Below are 16,459 nucleotides of genomic sequence, written 5' to 3'. Positions count from 1 at the left end.
CTTATCAAACCCAGTTGGAATGTCAATGATTCGGGACATTCTCCATCACTTCACACATGTATGAAATTTGATTCTTTACGAATTGTTATTGAAAAAATACATTACATTTACTGAATTATCCTACACTGTTTATCGGTCAATTTCTAGCCATTTGCACAACCTTTTTCGGAAAAGCGAATCTTTTTTTCAATCTTCGGGTATATCTTTAACAATGCGAATAAAAAAGGGGGATTTTGTAAATGAAGGGGCAGTTTTTAATCAATGGGCAGTGGCTCGATCAGGGACGTGAACGGACGGATGTGAAAAATCCGGCGACAGGTGAAATCGTCGGCAGTGTGCCAAACGGAACGAAATCCGATGTTAATGAAGCGGTTGAAGCAGCTCACAAGGCTTTTCCGGAATGGTCGAAACGGACGGTTTATGAACGCGCGGCGCTTCTTGAAAAATTGTATGCGAAAATGCTTGAGAAAAAAGATGAATTGGCCCGCTTGATGACACTCGAGATGGGCAAACCGCTCGCGGAGTCGGAAGGTGAAGTCGAGTACGCGGCAAACTTCGTCAAGTGGTTTGCGGAAGAAGGAAAACGGGCTTATGGCCGGATCATCCCGTCGCATGATGCGACTAAACGTCTCCACGTCATCAAACAACCGGTCGGGGTCGTCGCTGCGATTACCCCATGGAACTTCCCGGCTGCCATGATTACCCGGAAATTGGCACCAGCGCTCGTCGCAGGCTGTACATTTGTCCTGAAACCACCAACGGCTACTCCATTGACTGCACTCCGGCTGCTTGAACTTTGTCAGGAAGTCGGCATTCCGGACGGCGTCGTCAATGCGGTGACCGGAAGCGGAAAAGACTTAGGCGAATCCCTCGCCACTCATCCACATGTTGCTAAGATCACGTTCACGGGGTCGACGGAAGTCGGTCGGACGTTGATGGCGCAAGGCGCAGAGACCATCAAAGCCATGTCACTCGAACTTGGCGGACACGCCCCGATTCTTGTCTTTGACGATTGCGACCTCGATCTTGCCGTCCGGGAAACGATCAAATCGAAGTTCCGCAACGGCGGACAGACCTGTGTCTGCGGAAACCGCATCTACGTATCGGATTCAATCTATGATGCGTTCGTTGAAAAGCTCGGTCAGGAAACCGCTAAACTCAAAACCGGCAACGGACTGGAAGAAGAAACAAAGATCGGTCCGATGATCAATAAGGCCGGCTTCGATAAGGTCAAAAAACATGTTGATGATGCGACATCGGCGGGTGCCCGCGTTGTCACCGGCGGATCAGGACAAACGGATGACGAAAACGAAGTCTACTATTATGAGGCAACCGTTCTTGCGGATGTCACTCCGCAGATGCTGATCATGAATGAAGAAACCTTTGGTCCGGTCGCACCTGTCCAGCGCGTCAGTTCGGATGAAGAAGCTGTCCATTATGCCAACCAAACGCCGTTTGGTCTTGCCTCTTACGTCTTTACGAACAATTATGCCCGCGCTTTTAAAGCCATCGAGCATCTCGACTACGGCATCGTCGGATGGAATGACGGTGTGCCTTCAGCCGCTCAGGCCCCGTTCGGCGGTATGAAACAATCCGGTGTCGGTCGCGAAGGCGGATCGGAAGGTCTTGAAGCCTACCTTGAGACGAAGTATGTATCGATTGGCGGACTCGACCAATGAACGCGGCCGAACGATTTGTCCAGTGTCTGGAGGCCGAGGGAGTCACGCACATTTTCGGCGTTCCCGGTGAAGAGAACATCACCTTACTTGAAGCAATCAGCAAATCAGATATCACGTTCATCACGACACGTCATGAGACGAATGCCGCCTTCATGGCTTCGATGTTCGGCCGGTTGAGCGGGCGCCCCGGCGTTTGTCTGTCGACGCTTGGTCCCGGAGCGACCAACATGATGACGGGAATCGCAAGTGCGACGATGGATCACTCGCCGGTCGTCGCCATTACCGGACAAGGTGCGACGTGGCGCCAACATAAAGCGTCCCATCAAATGTTTGATTTAGTCGAGATGTATCGGCCGATCACGAAAGCAAGTACATCGATTGTGTCGGGAGACATCATTTCAGAAGTCGTTCGCCAAGCCTTCGCGAAGGCGGTTTCCGAAAAACCCGGTGCGACGCATCTCTCGTTCCCGGAAGATATCGCAAAAGCCGATGTTGATGCCAAGACACCGATTTTACGCGACAGTACTCCGACCTTCCTGCATCCGACATCGGTTACGGACAGTGATGTCCTGTTACAAATCGAACAAGCAGAACGGCCGGTCGTGATTGCCGGATTCGGTATCAACCGGAGTGGCGCTACGGATGCTTTTCATGCTTTCTTCGAGCGGTTAGGCGCCCCTGTCGTCGAGACGATGATGGGAAAAGGAACAATCTCGTCTTTTCATGAGCTCGCAGCCCATACGATCGGCTTACCGAATGCCGATTATAACCAACGGATTCTGGATCAAAGTGATTTGATTATCGCTGTCGGCTACGATATTACAGAGTTGCCGCCCTCGAAGTGGAATCCGAATCAGACGCCCGTTTTGCATATTGATACGAATCAGCATGAAATCGATCAGTTCTATCCTGTCGTCGCGAATTTAATTGGCTCGTTACCTGACATTCTGCATCTGCTTTCGGAAAGTATTCCGAACCGGTCCTGGACTGGATGGCAACAGGACCGCGACCGGTTGCGTCAGGAAATCCGGGCGACGTATTCCCTTGCCCTTCCGTTGCATCCCCAAAGCATCGTGCGTGAGCTCGAACAGGCAACCGGTGAGGACGGGATGATTTTTTCAGACGTCGGGGCCCACAAAGTATGGCTCGGACGGCATTTTCAGACGACACGCCCTAATCAATTGTTTATCTCGAACGGTTTTTCTTCGATGGGATACGGCTTGTCGAGTGCGATTGCCGCTAAACTGTTGCACCCGGATCAACGTGTCCTCTGCGCTTCAGGTGACGGTGCCTTCTTAATGAACGGTCAGGATCTCGAGACCGCAGTTCGGTTGAAATTGCCGATCGTCGTCATCATCTGGCGCGACGGCACATACGGACTGATTGAATGGAAACAACAGCAAGCGTACGGTCGTGCACCTTATATCGAATTCGACAATCCGGATCTCGTCAAACTGGCGGTCGCCTTTGGAGCACTTGGTCTGCGTGTCGGAGAACATGGCACCCTGTCCAGTTGTCTTGAACAAGCTTTTCTGAGTGACGGACCCGTTTTAATTGACTGTCCGGTCGATTACAGGGAAAATCTGAAGTTAAGTGACCGTTTACGGACTTATGGAGGCTGATAAAAATGACACAACTCAGAAAATTACAATCGATTTCCGACTTTGATCAATTCGTTTCCGAACATGCAACATTCGTGATTTGTAAACACAGCACGACCTGTCCGATTAGTTCAGCCGGTTTTTCCGCCTATACGAAGTATGCGGATACGACAGAAATTCCGACTGCTTATTTATTGATTCAGGAAGCACGGACATTATCGAATCACATCGCAGAACAGTACAACGTCCGGCATGAATCACCGCAAGTCTTGTTCATTCAAGATGGAAAAGCGGTCTGGACGACCTCTCATTATGACATCACGACAGATGCCTTACACACGCACGTCGGATGATTGTCCCGGCATTTCTAAGCGTGCGCCTTTTCCTGTTGCTTCCTAACAGGAAAAGGCGCACGTTTTTTTGATGATTTCATATTCCATTACAGCCCGTCTTCTTCATAACAAATAAAATTACCTTTCTTAGCTATTAATATTTGTAATTCAAGCTAATTCAGATTAAGATAGACAACAGATATAACGACCGTATAGAATTGTGTACTGTTAGTTCATTAAGGAGGAAAACCATGTCACACGAAAAATCTGCTACCGCTCGTCCCCCTTACGGCATCCTTGCCGTATTGATGATTGGTGCCTTTATCGCTTTTTTAAATAACACATTACTGAACATTGCTTTACCTTCCATCATGAAGGATCTTGAAATTGAAACGTCAACGGTCCAGTGGTTATCGACCGGTTTCATGCTCGTCAACGGGATTTTGATCCCGACCTCTGCTTTCCTGATTCAAAAATTCTCAGTCCGTCGTCTGTTCCTGCTCGCGATGACGTTGTTCTCTGCCGGTACGATTCTTGCCGGCTTCGCGGATGCTTTCCCGGTCTTGCTTGCCGGACGGATGGTCCAGGCTTCCGGATCCGCAATCATGATGCCGCTTCTGATGAACGTCATGCTCGTCAGCTTCCCGATTGAAAAACGCGGAACGGCGATGGGCTTCTTCGGACTCATCATGATGGGTGCTCCCGCAATTGGTCCAACTCTTTCCGGTTGGATCATCGAACATTACGATTGGCGGATGTTGTTCCACTTCATTACACCAATCGCCTTACTTGTCCTCGTTGCCGGATTCGTCCTGCTTCGTGATGTAAAAGAACGGTCTAACGCTAAACTCGACTTTATGTCTGTCGTCTTGTCGTCCTTCGGATTCGGCGGTCTGCTCTATGGTTTCAGTTCTGCCGGCTCAAAAGGTTGGGACAGTCTGCAAGTCATTTTAGCGTTGATTATCGGAGTCGTCGCACTCGTCACGTTCATCACACGTCAGTTGAAAATGGAACGTCCGATGCTGAACTTCAAAATTTACCGTTATCCGATGTTTGCTTTATCGTCCGTCATCTCGATGGTCGTCACAATCGCGATGTTCTCCGGTATGTTGCTGTTACCGATTTACGTTCAGACGATTCGCGGAATTTCTCCGCTCGATGCCGGTCTGATGTTACTGCCGGGTGCGATCCTCATGGCGGTCATGTCACCGATCAACGGGAAACTGTTTGATAAAATCGGCGGTCGTCCACTTGCCATCACAGGCTTGTTCATCACCGTCGTCACGAGTTATTATTTCAGTCAGCTTAAAATGGATACGACCTATACACACTTGATCATTCTCTACTCACTCCGGATGTTCGGGATGTCGATGGTCATGATGCCGGTCTCGACGAACGGTCTCAACCAATTACCGACGCGTTACTATCCGCACGGAACGGCGATGAATAATACGTTGCAACAAGTTTCCGGTGCAATCGGAACGGCACTTCTCGTTACAATCATGTCTACGCACGCAAAAACGCGTGGAACGGAACTTGCACAAGAAGCAGCGAAAAACATGACGAGCCAACCCACAGCGGAAGCCGCAGCCGCGATGAAACAACAAATCATCATGCAGGCAACGCTTGACGGCATCAACTATGCGTTCTTCATCTCAACGTTCATCGCAGGTCTCGCGTTTGTTCTGTCGTTCTTCATTAAACGGGCGACCCAAGCGGAAGACATGATCAGTAACCGGTCGTTGAATGAACAAATCATTAAACCGCAAGTTTCCAATCAATAACGCCAAGAGGTTTTTCCCGTTATCGGGAAGAACCTCTTGTTGTTTGCTTTGAATCGTTTTCCTGGAACAATCATCGCGCCGCTTCGCTTCGCTGCAGGGTCGCTCCTGCTTGTTTTTTTCCTAGGAAGCGATTTCGAGCAAACGAACACTTTTTCTTTGATGATTAGGCGACGGACACCAAATCCGTTGCCTTTTTCATTTGGTTTTTTTGAAAATCAATCTTTATACTAGTACCCCCTATACCTATATGATATACTCAATGTATCAACTAACCAAGAAAGAGGTGTCCCCATGACGCACGATCATCCTCTTGTTCCCCGTTCCGCGGAAGAACAAGACGCCTTATTGAAACGTTTAAAACGAATTGAAGGCCAAGTCCGCGGCATTGCCAACATGGTCGCAGAAGACCGGTATTGTATCGATATCCTGACCCAGACCGCATCGATTCAAGCGGCGCTCCGCCAAGTCGAGTTGCAGGTCATCGAACGCCACGTCAAAATTTGTATGCACGATGCGGCGACCGGCAAACAGGATACAGATGTCTACGTTGATGAACTGATGGCCGTTATTGCCCGTCTTAAGAAGTAAGGAGGGATTTCAATGTCGAAAACGATGGAACTGAATATCGAAGGCATGACGTGTGCGGCCTGTTCGGCCCGGATAGAAAAGGTCTTGAACCGGATGGACGGAGTCGAAGCCACCGTCAACCTGCCGCTCGAAACAGCACGGATTGATGTTCCGGAAGAGATGGATGAACAACTGATTTTAGATAAGATTAAAAAAATCGGATATGGTGCCACGATTAAAACGACGCCACACGAACAGGTGCAAAACCGCCGGATGCTCTACCGTTTTTGGATTGCCGCTTTCTTGTCCCTGCCGTTACTGCTCAGTATGGTCTCCCACATTCCGAACAGTCCGATCCATCTGCCTTGGCTCATGAACCCCTGGCTGCAGTTCGCCCTGGCGACGCCGGTCCAGTTCATCATCGGTGCCCCCTTCTATGTCGGTGCCTATAAAAGTCTTCGGAGCGGGAGTGCCAACATGGACGTCCTGGTCGTACTTGGAACGTCCGCAGCCTATTTCTATTCCGTTGCCGAAATGATGATTCACCCGGTGATGCCGAATCTCTACTTTGAGACCAGTGCTGTTCTGATTACGCTCGTCCTGCTCGGAAAAGTCCTCGAGGATCGTGCCAAACAACAAACAACGGGTGCCATCAAAAGCCTCCTTTCCTTGCAGGCGACAGATGCTATCGTCCTGGAGCAAGGCGTCGAGCGGACGGTTTCACTCGATCAGGTTCAACCCGGCATGCAGTTGATCGTTAAACCCGGTCAAAAAATTCCGGTCGACGGTGTCATCACAGCCGGTGATGCTCATCTCGACGAATCGATGTTGACCGGAGAACCACTTCCGGCTCATAAAGGAATCGAGGATGTTGTAATCGGCGGGACTTTGAACACGAACGGTCACCTGACGATTCAAGCCACGAAAGTCGGTCAGGAGACGATGCTCGCAAGCATCATCCGTGTCGTCGAACAAGCGCAAACGGAAAAAGCCCCTATTCAGCGTCAGGCCGACCGGATTTCCGGTATCTTCGTCCCGATCGTCGTCGCCATAGCACTCGTGACGCTTGCCGTCTGGTGGTGGACGACCGGTTCATTCGCCGAAGCGATTCGTCCGGCAATTGCCGTTCTCGTTATTGCCTGTCCCTGTGCCCTCGGTCTTGCGACTCCGACATCGATCATGGTCGGGACGGGTAAAGGGGCAGAACACGGTGTTTTGTTTAAAGGAGGAGCACAACTCGAGTCGTTACAACACGTGGATGCTGTTGTCTTTGATAAGACCGGAACATTGACGATTGGCCGCCCGGTCGTGATCGAGACGTTCGGACAGGAACAGGCACTCGATTTTGCAGCGGCTCTTGAAAAAAAATCGGAACATCCACTGGCTCATGCCATTACCGAAGAGCGCGATGTCGTCTTTGACATCGAACACTTTACAGTCGATCCGGGACGCGGTGTCCGGGGATCGATTATGAATCAGGACATCATGGTCGGGTCGGCACGGATGATGGAGGAACACGGCTTCTCCCTGCCCGACTGGACATCTGTCGGCGCAACCGTTGTGTATGTCACGGTAAACGGAACGATTGAAGCGGGTTATGCGATCCGGGATGAGCTGAAACCGACTACCAAACAGGTCATTCAGGAGATTCAGCAGACAAAAGCGGTTTACCTGCTGACCGGAGACCGGCGCGAAGTCGCCCTACAACTCGCAACGGAACTTCAGATTCCACAGACCCATGTCTTTTCCGATGTCCTGCCGATTGAAAAAGCTGATCATATCAAAGCCCTTCAATCGAAAGGACAACGGGTCGCGATGGTCGGAGACGGGATCAATGATGCGCCGGCTCTTGCGACGGCAAATGTCGGGATTGCCCTCGGCAGCGGAACAGATGTCGCACTCGAAGCGGCAGATGTCACGTTACTTGGACATGACCTGCAGCAAGTCCTTACAGCCATCCGGCTCAGCGAACAAACGATGAAGAACATTCGGCAGAATCTGTTTTTCGCCCTCGGTTATAATGCAATCGGGATTCCGATTGCCTGCCTCGGCCTGCTTGCCCCTTGGGTCGCAGGTGCCGCGATGGCATTCAGCTCTGTCTCTGTCGTCACAAATGCGTTACGCTTAAAACGTATTCCACTATCCAAAGGAGGAAACCAATCATGAAAGAAACAACTTTAACTGTCGTCGGAATGACGTGCAATCACTGTAAAGCAAGCGTCGAATCGGCGTTAAACGAACTCAATGGTGTAACGAATGCAACCGTCTCACTTGCAGACAACAATGTTACGGTGACACATGAAGACGTCGCAACAGAACGTCTCGTCGAAGCGATTGAAGAAATTGGATACGATGTTCCGACTGCCTAATTTTTTAGTCAAACTGCGCGAAACATGCAGTTTGGCTTTTTTATTTTGAAAAAAACGGGAATGGTTCTACAAGGAGGGGTTCGTATGGTACCGAAAATCGAATTCGTAGAACACTTCGATGACAACAAAGGAAAACGATTTAAAATCGAACTTTGGAATCTCGGAACCTTCACATTCAGTGCTGAATCAGCCAAAGGACCTGTCACCCGGTTTACGTCCATCGACATTCAATTCGTCCAAACTTGTGTGAATCGGATGCGATCGATTGTCGATGCCAAAAAAGCCTTCCAAGAAGATCAACCGGTTTAAATCACCGTTTGACATATATAGCAGGTACCCTTCGTTTCAGAAGCGGTCATTCCACTCATGGTCCTTGATCATGAGTTTTTTGATTTCAGGTCAATACTTTATTCACATCCGACAAATTCTTCAGAAAACGATTATCAGAGTTCTTAAAACAGCCGATAACAAATAAGACATTAAAAATCTTAATTCCAAGAAAATCGGGGGCATATCGTGCGCAATCCATTTAAAGCTAAATCATCGATGTCGACCTATCAGGCGACAATCGGATTCCCAGACAAACGACTAATCACTAAAACCAGTGATCCGACCTTAACCGGACGCCTGGAATACATGGGCTATACGGAAGAACATCTGCAAACTTTGAAAGCCATGGCGCCTATCGTCAACAGCATTTTGGATGAAGTGCTCGAGCAAGTACTTGATCATTTACTTCTTCATCCTGAAATGGTTCAAATCGCTCAAAATTCATCCACACGCGAACGTCTGAAAAAAGTATTTGCCGACTACTTCGGTAGTTTATTGACAGGAAATATGGATGATAAATTTCTTGCGATGCGGACACGAATGGGGAAAACCCATAACCGTAACTTCGTCCCGGTGACCTGGTTCATCGCTTCTTATGCGGCGTTCAATACATTGTTGATTCCAAAAATCGTCGAACATTTCCAACATGATCCGGCACGATTGACGAATGCGATTCTGGCGCTGAATCATGCGATGAATCTTGATGCTCAAATCGTGACAAGCCAGTATGTTGATGCCCGCTTGCATGAAGTGAGTGCAGCCAACGAATCACGGAGCCGTCTGTTGCAGGACGTCGTCCGTGTCAGTCAAGAAGTCGCAAGCACCGTCGAACAGACGGAAGAAGCGATTTCCGAGACGAGCCGCCGGGCGACACAAATCTTATCCGAAACGGATCAAACGGAAAAAACAAGCCGTAATCTGGTCGGATTGACGTCAGAAAATGAGACGAAAATGGATAAAATGGAGCAGCAGTTTGTACAGGCAACAGAACAGGTCAGCACTTCATTGACAAGTATCCAGCAACTGAAAACGACATCAGACGAAATCGTCAAGATGACACAAGGCATCGAAGATATTGCCAATCAGACGAACTTACTTGCCTTGAATGCTTCCATTGAAGCGGCTCGTGCCGGTGAACACGGTAAAGGATTCTCTGTCGTCGCAATCGAAGTCCGTAACTTGGCGGAAAATGCGAAATTACTCAGCAGCAGTATCAATACGTTGATTCAAAAAAATAACGGGAACATCAATGAACTTGTTTCCCAAATGGATGATATCACCCGGTCAAATTCTGCTTCCCGTAACGAACTTCAACAAGTGAAGAGCGGTATCCATACCGTTAAACAGGAAATGGAAAACTATCTGGAGATGTTCGGTCGCAACAAAAACGACTTAAGCCAAATCGTTCAAACGATTCAAGGAATCAGTCAGACGACCCAAGGATTGTCTGCCTTAACGACAGATCTCGTTGCCGCTTCTGAAGTCAATGCTTGAGCAAACGAAACAAACGAAGGGACCTCTCCGTTAGCGGAAAGGTCCCTTCGTTTATTTTTCCTGTTCGGCGGTCACAACCAATCGCTGATCGTATCCTTTTGATTGGGTAAACGTTCCGACACAGGTGATTAACGTTAAACGTTGCGCAAGTGTCGCACCAAAAATTGATCCGACAGGTGCCTGGTCAACGGGATAAGACATTACGTTCGTCACCACGTATGAAACCTGTTCTCCCGTTTTAGAACTTACTTCAATCCGTTGTCCCCGTTTCACTTTTGCCAAGTCATAAAAGACAGCCGGACCATCCGTGTCATCTAAATGTCCTGCCAAAATGACATTGCCGGTCTGATTGGCTTTTGCCCCGTATTGGTACCAACCGACTTGATCCGTCTGCTTCGGAACATCCATCCGTCCCTTATCATCTTTTCCAACGACTTCAATCTTTGCATTCACATCAATCGCCGGGATTTTTAAACGGTTCGGTATGAATGTTTCGACGGCTTCTGCTTTTGAGTCAGACTTTGGTGCCGGTGATTCGACGACAGGTGGTGCCGGTTCCTCAGAGCGCGGCGGAGAAGCCTCTTCTGCTCCTCCACACCCTGCAAGCACCACGGTGAGAAATAATAAGAGATTACGCGTTTTGTTTACGACGGACGACATAAGCTGTCCCAACAAGTGCAGCTCCAGAAAGTGCTACGAGTGCCCAAGTTGTCGCCATCGAAGAATTTTCAGTTGTTCCGCCAAGACCAGTGTCCGGCATTGCTGCCATTTCACCGCCGTCCGGAATCAGGAGGACGTCAAAGGCCGGTTCGCCTTCAAGGAGTCCAATTGCGAGTGCTGTATAGTTTTTGCCACTGTCGAGTTTGATACCATCGAGTGCTTTAACGACATCCGTTGCACCGGCTGGTCGTACTTCAAGGTCGTACGTACCGGCATCCAGTGTACCGTAGTCAGAGACTTTCGAGAACTCGAGGTCGCTGAAGAGCGGATCTCCACCTTTTGGTGCGACATCAACGGCTGGTGCATCCGGTGCAAAGTGAGCGACACGGACCATTGATTTTCCATCTTCGCCTTTGCCGTTATCTTCCATGACAGCAAGTTTGATATCTGCCAATTTACCGATTGCGGCTACAGAATAGAATTTTCCGGCTTCGATGTTGAGTGTTTGAGAAAGTACAGGATCTTTTGTTGTACCGGCTGCGAAGACTTCTACTTTATGTTCTCCGGCTGGGAGAGTGAGATAATCTGTAACGGCTTTAAATTCTGCTCCTGAGACTGCTTTTTTGCCATCGACGGCGATGTCCACTGCGGGAGCATCAGGTGAAGCGTGAATCACACGAACCATTGCATCGTCTGCTGCACCTACCGGGAGCACAAATAGTGCGAATAGCAGAGCAGCTGTGACGAAAGATAAGAGTTTCTTCATCTTTTTTCCACCTCTCATGTCATAATGTATTTCGCTCTCAAACCAACATTTCGTTTTACATTCAGAATATTCTGTTTGTGGTGACATCTTAAACTTAAAGCAATTGTTCAAACCTGTAAATGTCTGAGTGTGCTTTCTTGTCAGGAAAAACACATTAAGTTTCCTGACGAAATGAGATGATTTCCGTCCGTATGATCACATTCATTTTACTGTGTACCCGCACTGTTGCTGTTCGGTTTTGGTAACTGCGGTTTGTATGAACTGTCTGTCTGACAACAAAAAGGTCAGATTCCGCAAAAACGGATCTGACCTTTTCTTTTACTTTATAAAACCAATCATCATTTCACGCAAGACTTTAGCAGCCGCAATTGCTGTCATGTCTGACTGATCATACGCCGGGCAAACTTCTACGAGATCAGCTCCGATGACGTCAACATCAGCCCGTGCAATCATATGGACGACTTCAAGCAATTCCTTTGTCGTCACGCCGCCGATTTCCTGTGTTCCTGTTCCCGGCGCCGCTGACGGATCAAGGACATCGATATCGATCGTCACGTAGACCTTTTTACCGGCAAGTTTTGGTAAAACAGCTTTCAACGGTTCGACGATTTCGTATTTGAACAGGTTGTAACCAGATGTCTTCGCCCATTCAAACTCTTCTTTCATCCCTGAACGAATCCCGAATGAATAACAGTTTTCCGGTCCGATTAAGTTCGCAATCTTTTTAAGTGGTGTCGAGTGTGACAACGGCTCACCTTCATACGAATCGCGTAAATCCGTATGCGCATCAAAGTGCAGGACAACAAAATCTTCGTAATGTTTATCAAAAGCTTTGACGACCGGCCATGTAACGAGGTGTTCGCCGCCCATACCGAGCGGGAACTTACCTGCCGTCAATAACGAGTCTACGTATTCTTCAATCATATCAAGTGATTTTTGCGCATTACCGAATGGAAGCGGGATATCTCCAGCGTCAAACAGTTTCGCATCGGCGATATCGCCGTCAAGATACGGACTGTATTCTTCAAGTCCGAGTGAGACTTCACGGATCCGGGCCGGACCAAACCGTGAACCGGGGCGGAAACTGACCGTCCAGTCCATCGGCATACCGTACAACACACCTTTTGCATCTTCGTGAGTCGGTTGACTCGCGATAAATACCTTACCTGAGTAAGCTTCATCAAATCGCATCATTATTCCTCCAGTCATAGAAAGGAGTGCCCCTGAAAACGGAACACTCCTGACGTTTAATTAAATCGTTAAGTCTTTGACGAACTTCGGTAGCGCGAATGCAGCTGTATGAAGTTCCGGTGTATAGTATTTCGTTTCGATATCGTGGAAACGCTCTGGTGCGACAGCGAGGGGATCATGTTTTTTCGATCCAATCGTAAATGTCCACAGACCGCTCGGATACGTCGGAACGTTGGCAATGTAGAGTTTTGTGATCGGGAAGATTTCTTTAACGTCGCGTTGCACATCACGGATTAAGTCCGGTGTGAACCACGGGTTATCCGACTGAGCGACGAAAATACCGTCTTCTTTTAATGCTTTTGAGATTCCTGAGTAGAATCCTTTTGTGAACAGGTTGACGGCCGGACCGACCGGTTCCGTTGAATCCACCATGATGACATCATATTCGTTGACTGCTTCTGCAATATGCATGAATCCGTCTCCGACGATGACTTCAACACGTGCGTCATCAAGACCACCTGCGATGTTTGGTAAATATTTTTTCGAGTATTCGATGACTTTTCCGTCGATTTCGACAAGAACCGCCTTCTCAACAGATGGATGCTTCAAGACTTCACGGATGACTCCGCCGTCTCCTCCACCAACGACCAAAACAGATTTTGGATTCGGGTGTGTGAAGAGTGGAACGTGTGCGACCATTTCGTGATAGACAAACTCATCACGATCTGTCGTCATGACCATTCCGTCAAGTAACAACATTGTACCGAACTCGTCCGTCTCAACCATCTCCAGGCGTTGAAACTCCGTTTGTTCGCTCTCATAAACGTGGTTGACACGGAATGTGATACCGTAATCTTCCGTTTGGTGTTCCGTGAACCATAACTTTAATTTTTGTTCCATTTGCGATAGAACCCCTTTCTTTCATCAAGACAAAAGTTGTTCGTATGCGAGTGGCGTTTACGGCGCTTCTTAATCATACAAATGCGAGTATACCGGACTTTGAAAGAAACTTCTATATAATTCGAAAAGATTCGACTGTTTTTTTAGTCGACGAACGTGACGATTTCATCCAGGCACCGACGCTGCTTCGCCCGTTTCGGTTCATCCGCCCGGTAGCCGAATGCGACCATGACCGGTACGGTGAAAACAGACCGGTCGAGCACACCGTGCCGTTCGAGAATCTGTTCCACTGCCTGCTGATCGAATCCTTCAATCGGACACGAGTCGATGCCGATTTGCGCTGCTGTCGACATCATGTTTCCAAGCGCGATATAAGCTTGTTTCGCCGACCAATCGGCCATCGCCTTTTCATTATCCCCAATCTTGAAATCTTCTTCGAGGAACAGACCGTACCGTTTTGTCCGACCGGCTTTTGCTTCATCCGACAGACCGAGTACATCCATCATATGTTTCACGTGCTCCCCGTCCGGTTGCATCTGTCCACCTGTCCGGGCCATAAAGATGACGTAGTGGCTCGCTGTCGGCAATTGACCTTGTGCTCCCCACGAGACGTCCCGAATCTCATTTCGAACGGCTTCGTTTTGAATGACAAGCAGATTCCATGGTTCGTATCCGAAAGAACTCGGTGAAAGACGCGCTGTCTCCAAAATAAATGAAAAATCTTCTTCTGTTATTTTTTTAGTCGGATCAAATGATTTGGTTGCATGCCGGAACTGAAAAGCATCGATAATCTGTTGTTTTGTCTGATTGTGATTCATAACTGATTCCTCCTGATTAATATGATGACTACCTGATACGATATCAAACCCGTTTCACTCCGTCTGTTTTTTTGCTTCATCAATGTATCTGAAATGCATGTTACAAAACATCTGAAGCGGGAAATAATAAATAATTCGATCATTTCAACCTTTTCTATCCCCTTGATTCAGACCCGTCATTTCAGGCTTTATTTAAATTTCGTTAGTTTTTCTACTGTCCGTCCCCTTTCCATCATTACCCATTTCGGTTTGCCAGTCTGCTCCATCTTTGTTACGGTTAGAACTTGCGTGATAAAGTTTTGTTTTCAAATGACACGGGTATTACTAATGTCGTTGTCTAAAAGAGTTACAAAACTACATGTAAAATTCGAAAGAAGGTGTTGATCACGATGGAAAATAAACGAAAAAGTAAAATTACGAATGTCTTTATCATCTCTGTCATTTTCTGTGTGCTCTTTACCATATGGGGAATCTTGCCTGAATCACTCATTGGTGCCGCAAATCTTGGCAATGTCACAGGCATCGCTCAAAACTTTGTTTCGAACGGCTTCGGCTGGCTTTATCTTTTTGGTATGAGTGCCTTTTTATTAATTGCCATCTTTTTAATTTTTTCACGTTTTGGTTCAATCCGACTCGGTAAGGACTCCGATCGTCCCGAGTACGGTCTTATCTCATGGTTCGCGATGTTATTCAGTGCCGGCATGGGGATTGGTTTAGTCTTTTGGGGTGTCTCAGAACCACTGACCCATTTTCATACCCCCCCGGTCGCAACAAATGATTTAACAGAAGCTGCTCCACTCGCCATGCGTTATTCCTTTTTCCACTGGGGTCTGCATCCGTGGGCACTCTACGCGGTCGTCGCCCTCGCCATCGCTTACTCGACGTTCCGTAAAGGACGTCCGGCCACAATCGGTGATACCGTTGCTTCCCTGATGAAACCGAAGTACGAAGCGGCCGGTAAAGGAACAGTTGAAGTACTTGCCATTGTAGCTACGGCATTTGGTGTTGCCACGTCACTCGGTCTCGGAGCCCAACAAATTTCAGGTGGACTTCACTTCCTTGTCGACGGCATCCCGAACTCCTTCATGACCCAATTAATCATCATTTTAGTCGTATCCGTCCTCTATATGATGAGTGCCGCTTCCGGTCTTGATAAAGGAATCGTCCGCTTGAGCAACGCCAATATTGTCTTGGCGATCCTCTTGATGGTTGGGGTTCTCTTCCTCGGACCGTTCAGCTTCATCATGGATCTGTTTGTTCAAACGACAGGTGCTTACTTGCAAAACCTACCGACAATGAGCTTCCGGGCGTCAGCCTTCAATCCCGATGAACGGGGATGGATCAATGACTGGACAATCTTCTACTGGGCATGGTGGATTTCCTGGTCGCCGTTCGTCGGAACGTTCATCGCCCGTGTCTCAAAAGGACGGACAATTCGTGAGTTCGTACTTGGCATCATGCTGGTACCGACAATTTTCGGTCTGCTCTGGTTCTCTGTTTTCGGTGGATCTGCGATTTGGAACGAACTGTTCAACAATGTTGATCTCATTTCAACGGTCAACGAAAAAGGAGTCGAAACCGGTATGTTCGCCTTGTTCGAAACATTCGGTGGTCTCGGAACATTCCTCAGTATCATTGCTGTCTTCTTGATCACGACGTTCTTCATCACGTCTGCCGACTCCGCGACGTACGTCCTCGGGATGTTATCTTCCGGCGGTAGTCTGTTGCCGAGTCTCCGCATCAAATTGACATGGGGAATCATCCAGTCGTCAATCGCAGCTGTTCTCTTGTACGCAGGCGGACTCAGCGCCTTGCAGGCCGCAGCTGTCCTTGCCGCCTTCCCGTTCATCTTCGTTGTCGGGATGATGGTGATTGCCCTGTTCATGGATCTGTCCAATGAACCGGATGCTGCGAAATCAGCCGACGAGTTGAAAAAAGAAGCCTAACTGCAGTCAGACCCTGTCTTCC

Annotated in this window: 15 protein-coding genes; 10 read left to right on the top strand and 5 right to left on the bottom strand. The window is 48.4% G+C overall.

The window, feature by feature from the left end; genetic code table 11:
- The first annotated feature begins 239 nt into the window (after nucleotides 1-239).
- From KNP93_RS13720 to KNP93_RS13680, 9 genes are all read left to right on the top strand, one after another.
- Nucleotides 240-1,679, top strand: a complete 1,440-nt coding sequence (locus tag KNP93_RS13720; protein WP_131503283.1) for an NAD-dependent succinate-semialdehyde dehydrogenase — start codon at nucleotides 240-242, stop codon at nucleotides 1,677-1,679.
- Nucleotides 1,676-3,301 carry an acetolactate synthase large subunit gene (locus KNP93_RS13715; protein WP_131503282.1) on the top strand — a complete coding sequence of 542 codons (1,626 nt, stop codon included), beginning with the start codon at nucleotides 1,676-1,678 and terminating at the stop codon, nucleotides 3,299-3,301. The genes KNP93_RS13720 and KNP93_RS13715 overlap by 4 nt, the downstream gene beginning before the upstream one ends.
- A 5-nt stretch (nucleotides 3,302-3,306) precedes the next feature.
- The gene (gene ytxJ, locus KNP93_RS13710; RefSeq protein WP_131503281.1) at nucleotides 3,307-3,633 is read left to right on the top strand and encodes a bacillithiol system redox-active protein YtxJ; all 327 of its coding nucleotides are present in this window, start codon (nucleotides 3,307-3,309) and stop codon (nucleotides 3,631-3,633) included.
- A 230-nt stretch (nucleotides 3,634-3,863) separates the two neighbouring features.
- Nucleotides 3,864-5,396 carry a DHA2 family efflux MFS transporter permease subunit gene (locus tag KNP93_RS13705; RefSeq protein ID WP_214855786.1) on the top strand — a complete coding sequence of 511 codons (1,533 nt, stop codon included), beginning with the start codon at nucleotides 3,864-3,866 and terminating at the stop codon, nucleotides 5,394-5,396.
- A gap of 291 nt (nucleotides 5,397-5,687) precedes the next feature.
- A complete protein-coding gene (locus tag KNP93_RS13700; RefSeq protein ID WP_214855784.1) occupies nucleotides 5,688-5,984 on the top strand; it encodes a metal-sensitive transcriptional regulator in 297 nt (98 codons plus the stop codon).
- 12 nt (nucleotides 5,985-5,996) lie between these two features.
- Nucleotides 5,997-8,129 carry a heavy metal translocating P-type ATPase gene (locus KNP93_RS13695; RefSeq protein WP_214855781.1) on the top strand — a complete coding sequence of 711 codons (2,133 nt, stop codon included), beginning with the start codon at nucleotides 5,997-5,999 and terminating at the stop codon, nucleotides 8,127-8,129.
- Complete coding sequence (locus tag KNP93_RS13690; RefSeq protein WP_114597139.1) at nucleotides 8,126-8,332, top strand: cation transporter; 207 nt, start codon at nucleotides 8,126-8,128, stop codon at nucleotides 8,330-8,332. The genes KNP93_RS13695 and KNP93_RS13690 overlap by 4 nt, the downstream gene beginning before the upstream one ends.
- Nucleotides 8,333-8,416: 84 nt before the next feature.
- Nucleotides 8,417-8,641: a hypothetical protein gene (locus KNP93_RS13685; protein WP_131503277.1), complete on the top strand. Its 225-nt coding sequence runs from the start codon at nucleotides 8,417-8,419 to the stop codon at nucleotides 8,639-8,641.
- A gap of 207 nt (nucleotides 8,642-8,848) precedes the next feature.
- On the top strand, nucleotides 8,849-10,156 hold the full coding sequence (locus KNP93_RS13680) for a protoglobin domain-containing protein (protein ID WP_214855778.1): 1,308 nt from the start codon (nucleotides 8,849-8,851) through the stop codon (nucleotides 10,154-10,156).
- 51 nt (nucleotides 10,157-10,207) lie between these two features.
- Here the strand turns inward: KNP93_RS13680 and KNP93_RS13675 are convergent, their stop codons facing one another.
- The 5 genes from KNP93_RS13675 to KNP93_RS13655 form a co-directional block, all read right to left on the bottom strand.
- Complete coding sequence (locus tag KNP93_RS13675; protein ID WP_251138828.1) at nucleotides 10,208-10,828, bottom strand: class F sortase; 621 nt, start codon at nucleotides 10,826-10,828, stop codon at nucleotides 10,208-10,210.
- Nucleotides 10,788-11,582, bottom strand: coding sequence for a DUF4397 domain-containing protein (locus KNP93_RS13670; protein WP_214855775.1), 795 nt, complete (start codon nucleotides 11,580-11,582; stop codon nucleotides 10,788-10,790). The genes KNP93_RS13675 and KNP93_RS13670 overlap by 41 nt, the downstream gene beginning before the upstream one ends.
- Nucleotides 11,583-11,900: 318 nt before the next feature.
- Nucleotides 11,901-12,773 carry an agmatinase gene (gene speB / locus KNP93_RS13665; RefSeq protein ID WP_012369162.1) on the bottom strand — a complete coding sequence of 291 codons (873 nt, stop codon included), beginning with the start codon at nucleotides 12,771-12,773 and terminating at the stop codon, nucleotides 11,901-11,903.
- Nucleotides 12,774-12,833: 60 nt separating this feature from the next.
- Entirely contained in the window at nucleotides 12,834-13,673 is an 840-nt protein-coding gene (gene speE / locus KNP93_RS13660; RefSeq protein WP_026829494.1) for a polyamine aminopropyltransferase, read from the bottom strand.
- A 143-nt stretch (nucleotides 13,674-13,816) separates the two neighbouring features.
- Entirely contained in the window at nucleotides 13,817-14,491 is a 675-nt protein-coding gene (locus KNP93_RS13655; protein WP_131503274.1) for an NAD(P)H-dependent oxidoreductase, read from the bottom strand.
- A gap of 389 nt (nucleotides 14,492-14,880) precedes the next feature.
- Between KNP93_RS13655 and KNP93_RS13650 the strand changes: the two genes are divergently transcribed.
- Nucleotides 14,881-16,437: a BCCT family transporter gene (locus tag KNP93_RS13650; protein WP_131503273.1), complete on the top strand. Its 1,557-nt coding sequence runs from the start codon at nucleotides 14,881-14,883 to the stop codon at nucleotides 16,435-16,437.
- Nucleotides 16,438-16,459 lie beyond the last annotated feature (22 nt).

This window comes from Exiguobacterium sp. s166, from assembly GCF_018618855.1.
GTDB lineage: Bacteria > Bacillota > Bacilli > Exiguobacteriales > Exiguobacteriaceae > Exiguobacterium_A.
Note: the sequence above shows the minus strand (reverse complement) of the source record. Positions and strands in the feature narration are given on the sequence as shown.

Coding starts and splice junctions, on each gene's coding strand:
- KNP93_RS13720 (WP_131503283.1), top strand. CDS start 240: ATGAAGGGGCAGTTTTTAATCAATGGGCAGTGGCTCGATCAGGGACGT.
- ytxJ (WP_131503281.1), top strand. CDS start 3,307: ATGACACAACTCAGAAAATTACAATCGATTTCCGACTTTGATCAATTC.
- KNP93_RS13715 (WP_131503282.1), top strand. CDS start 1,676: ATGAACGCGGCCGAACGATTTGTCCAGTGTCTGGAGGCCGAGGGAGTC.
- KNP93_RS13700 (WP_214855784.1), top strand. CDS start 5,688: ATGACGCACGATCATCCTCTTGTTCCCCGTTCCGCGGAAGAACAAGAC.
- KNP93_RS13655 (WP_131503274.1), bottom strand. CDS start 14,491: ATGAATCACAATCAGACAAAACAACAGATTATCGATGCTTTTCAGTTC.
- KNP93_RS13670 (WP_214855775.1), bottom strand. CDS start 11,582: ATGAAGAAACTCTTATCTTTCGTCACAGCTGCTCTGCTATTCGCACTA.
- KNP93_RS13705 (WP_214855786.1), top strand. CDS start 3,864: ATGTCACACGAAAAATCTGCTACCGCTCGTCCCCCTTACGGCATCCTT.
- KNP93_RS13685 (WP_131503277.1), top strand. CDS start 8,417: ATGGTACCGAAAATCGAATTCGTAGAACACTTCGATGACAACAAAGGA.
- KNP93_RS13695 (WP_214855781.1), top strand. CDS start 5,997: ATGTCGAAAACGATGGAACTGAATATCGAAGGCATGACGTGTGCGGCC.
- speE (WP_026829494.1), bottom strand. CDS start 13,673: ATGGAACAAAAATTAAAGTTATGGTTCACGGAACACCAAACGGAAGAT.
- speB (WP_012369162.1), bottom strand. CDS start 12,773: ATGCGATTTGATGAAGCTTACTCAGGTAAGGTATTTATCGCGAGTCAA.
- KNP93_RS13650 (WP_131503273.1), top strand. CDS start 14,881: ATGGAAAATAAACGAAAAAGTAAAATTACGAATGTCTTTATCATCTCT.
- KNP93_RS13690 (WP_114597139.1), top strand. CDS start 8,126: ATGAAAGAAACAACTTTAACTGTCGTCGGAATGACGTGCAATCACTGT.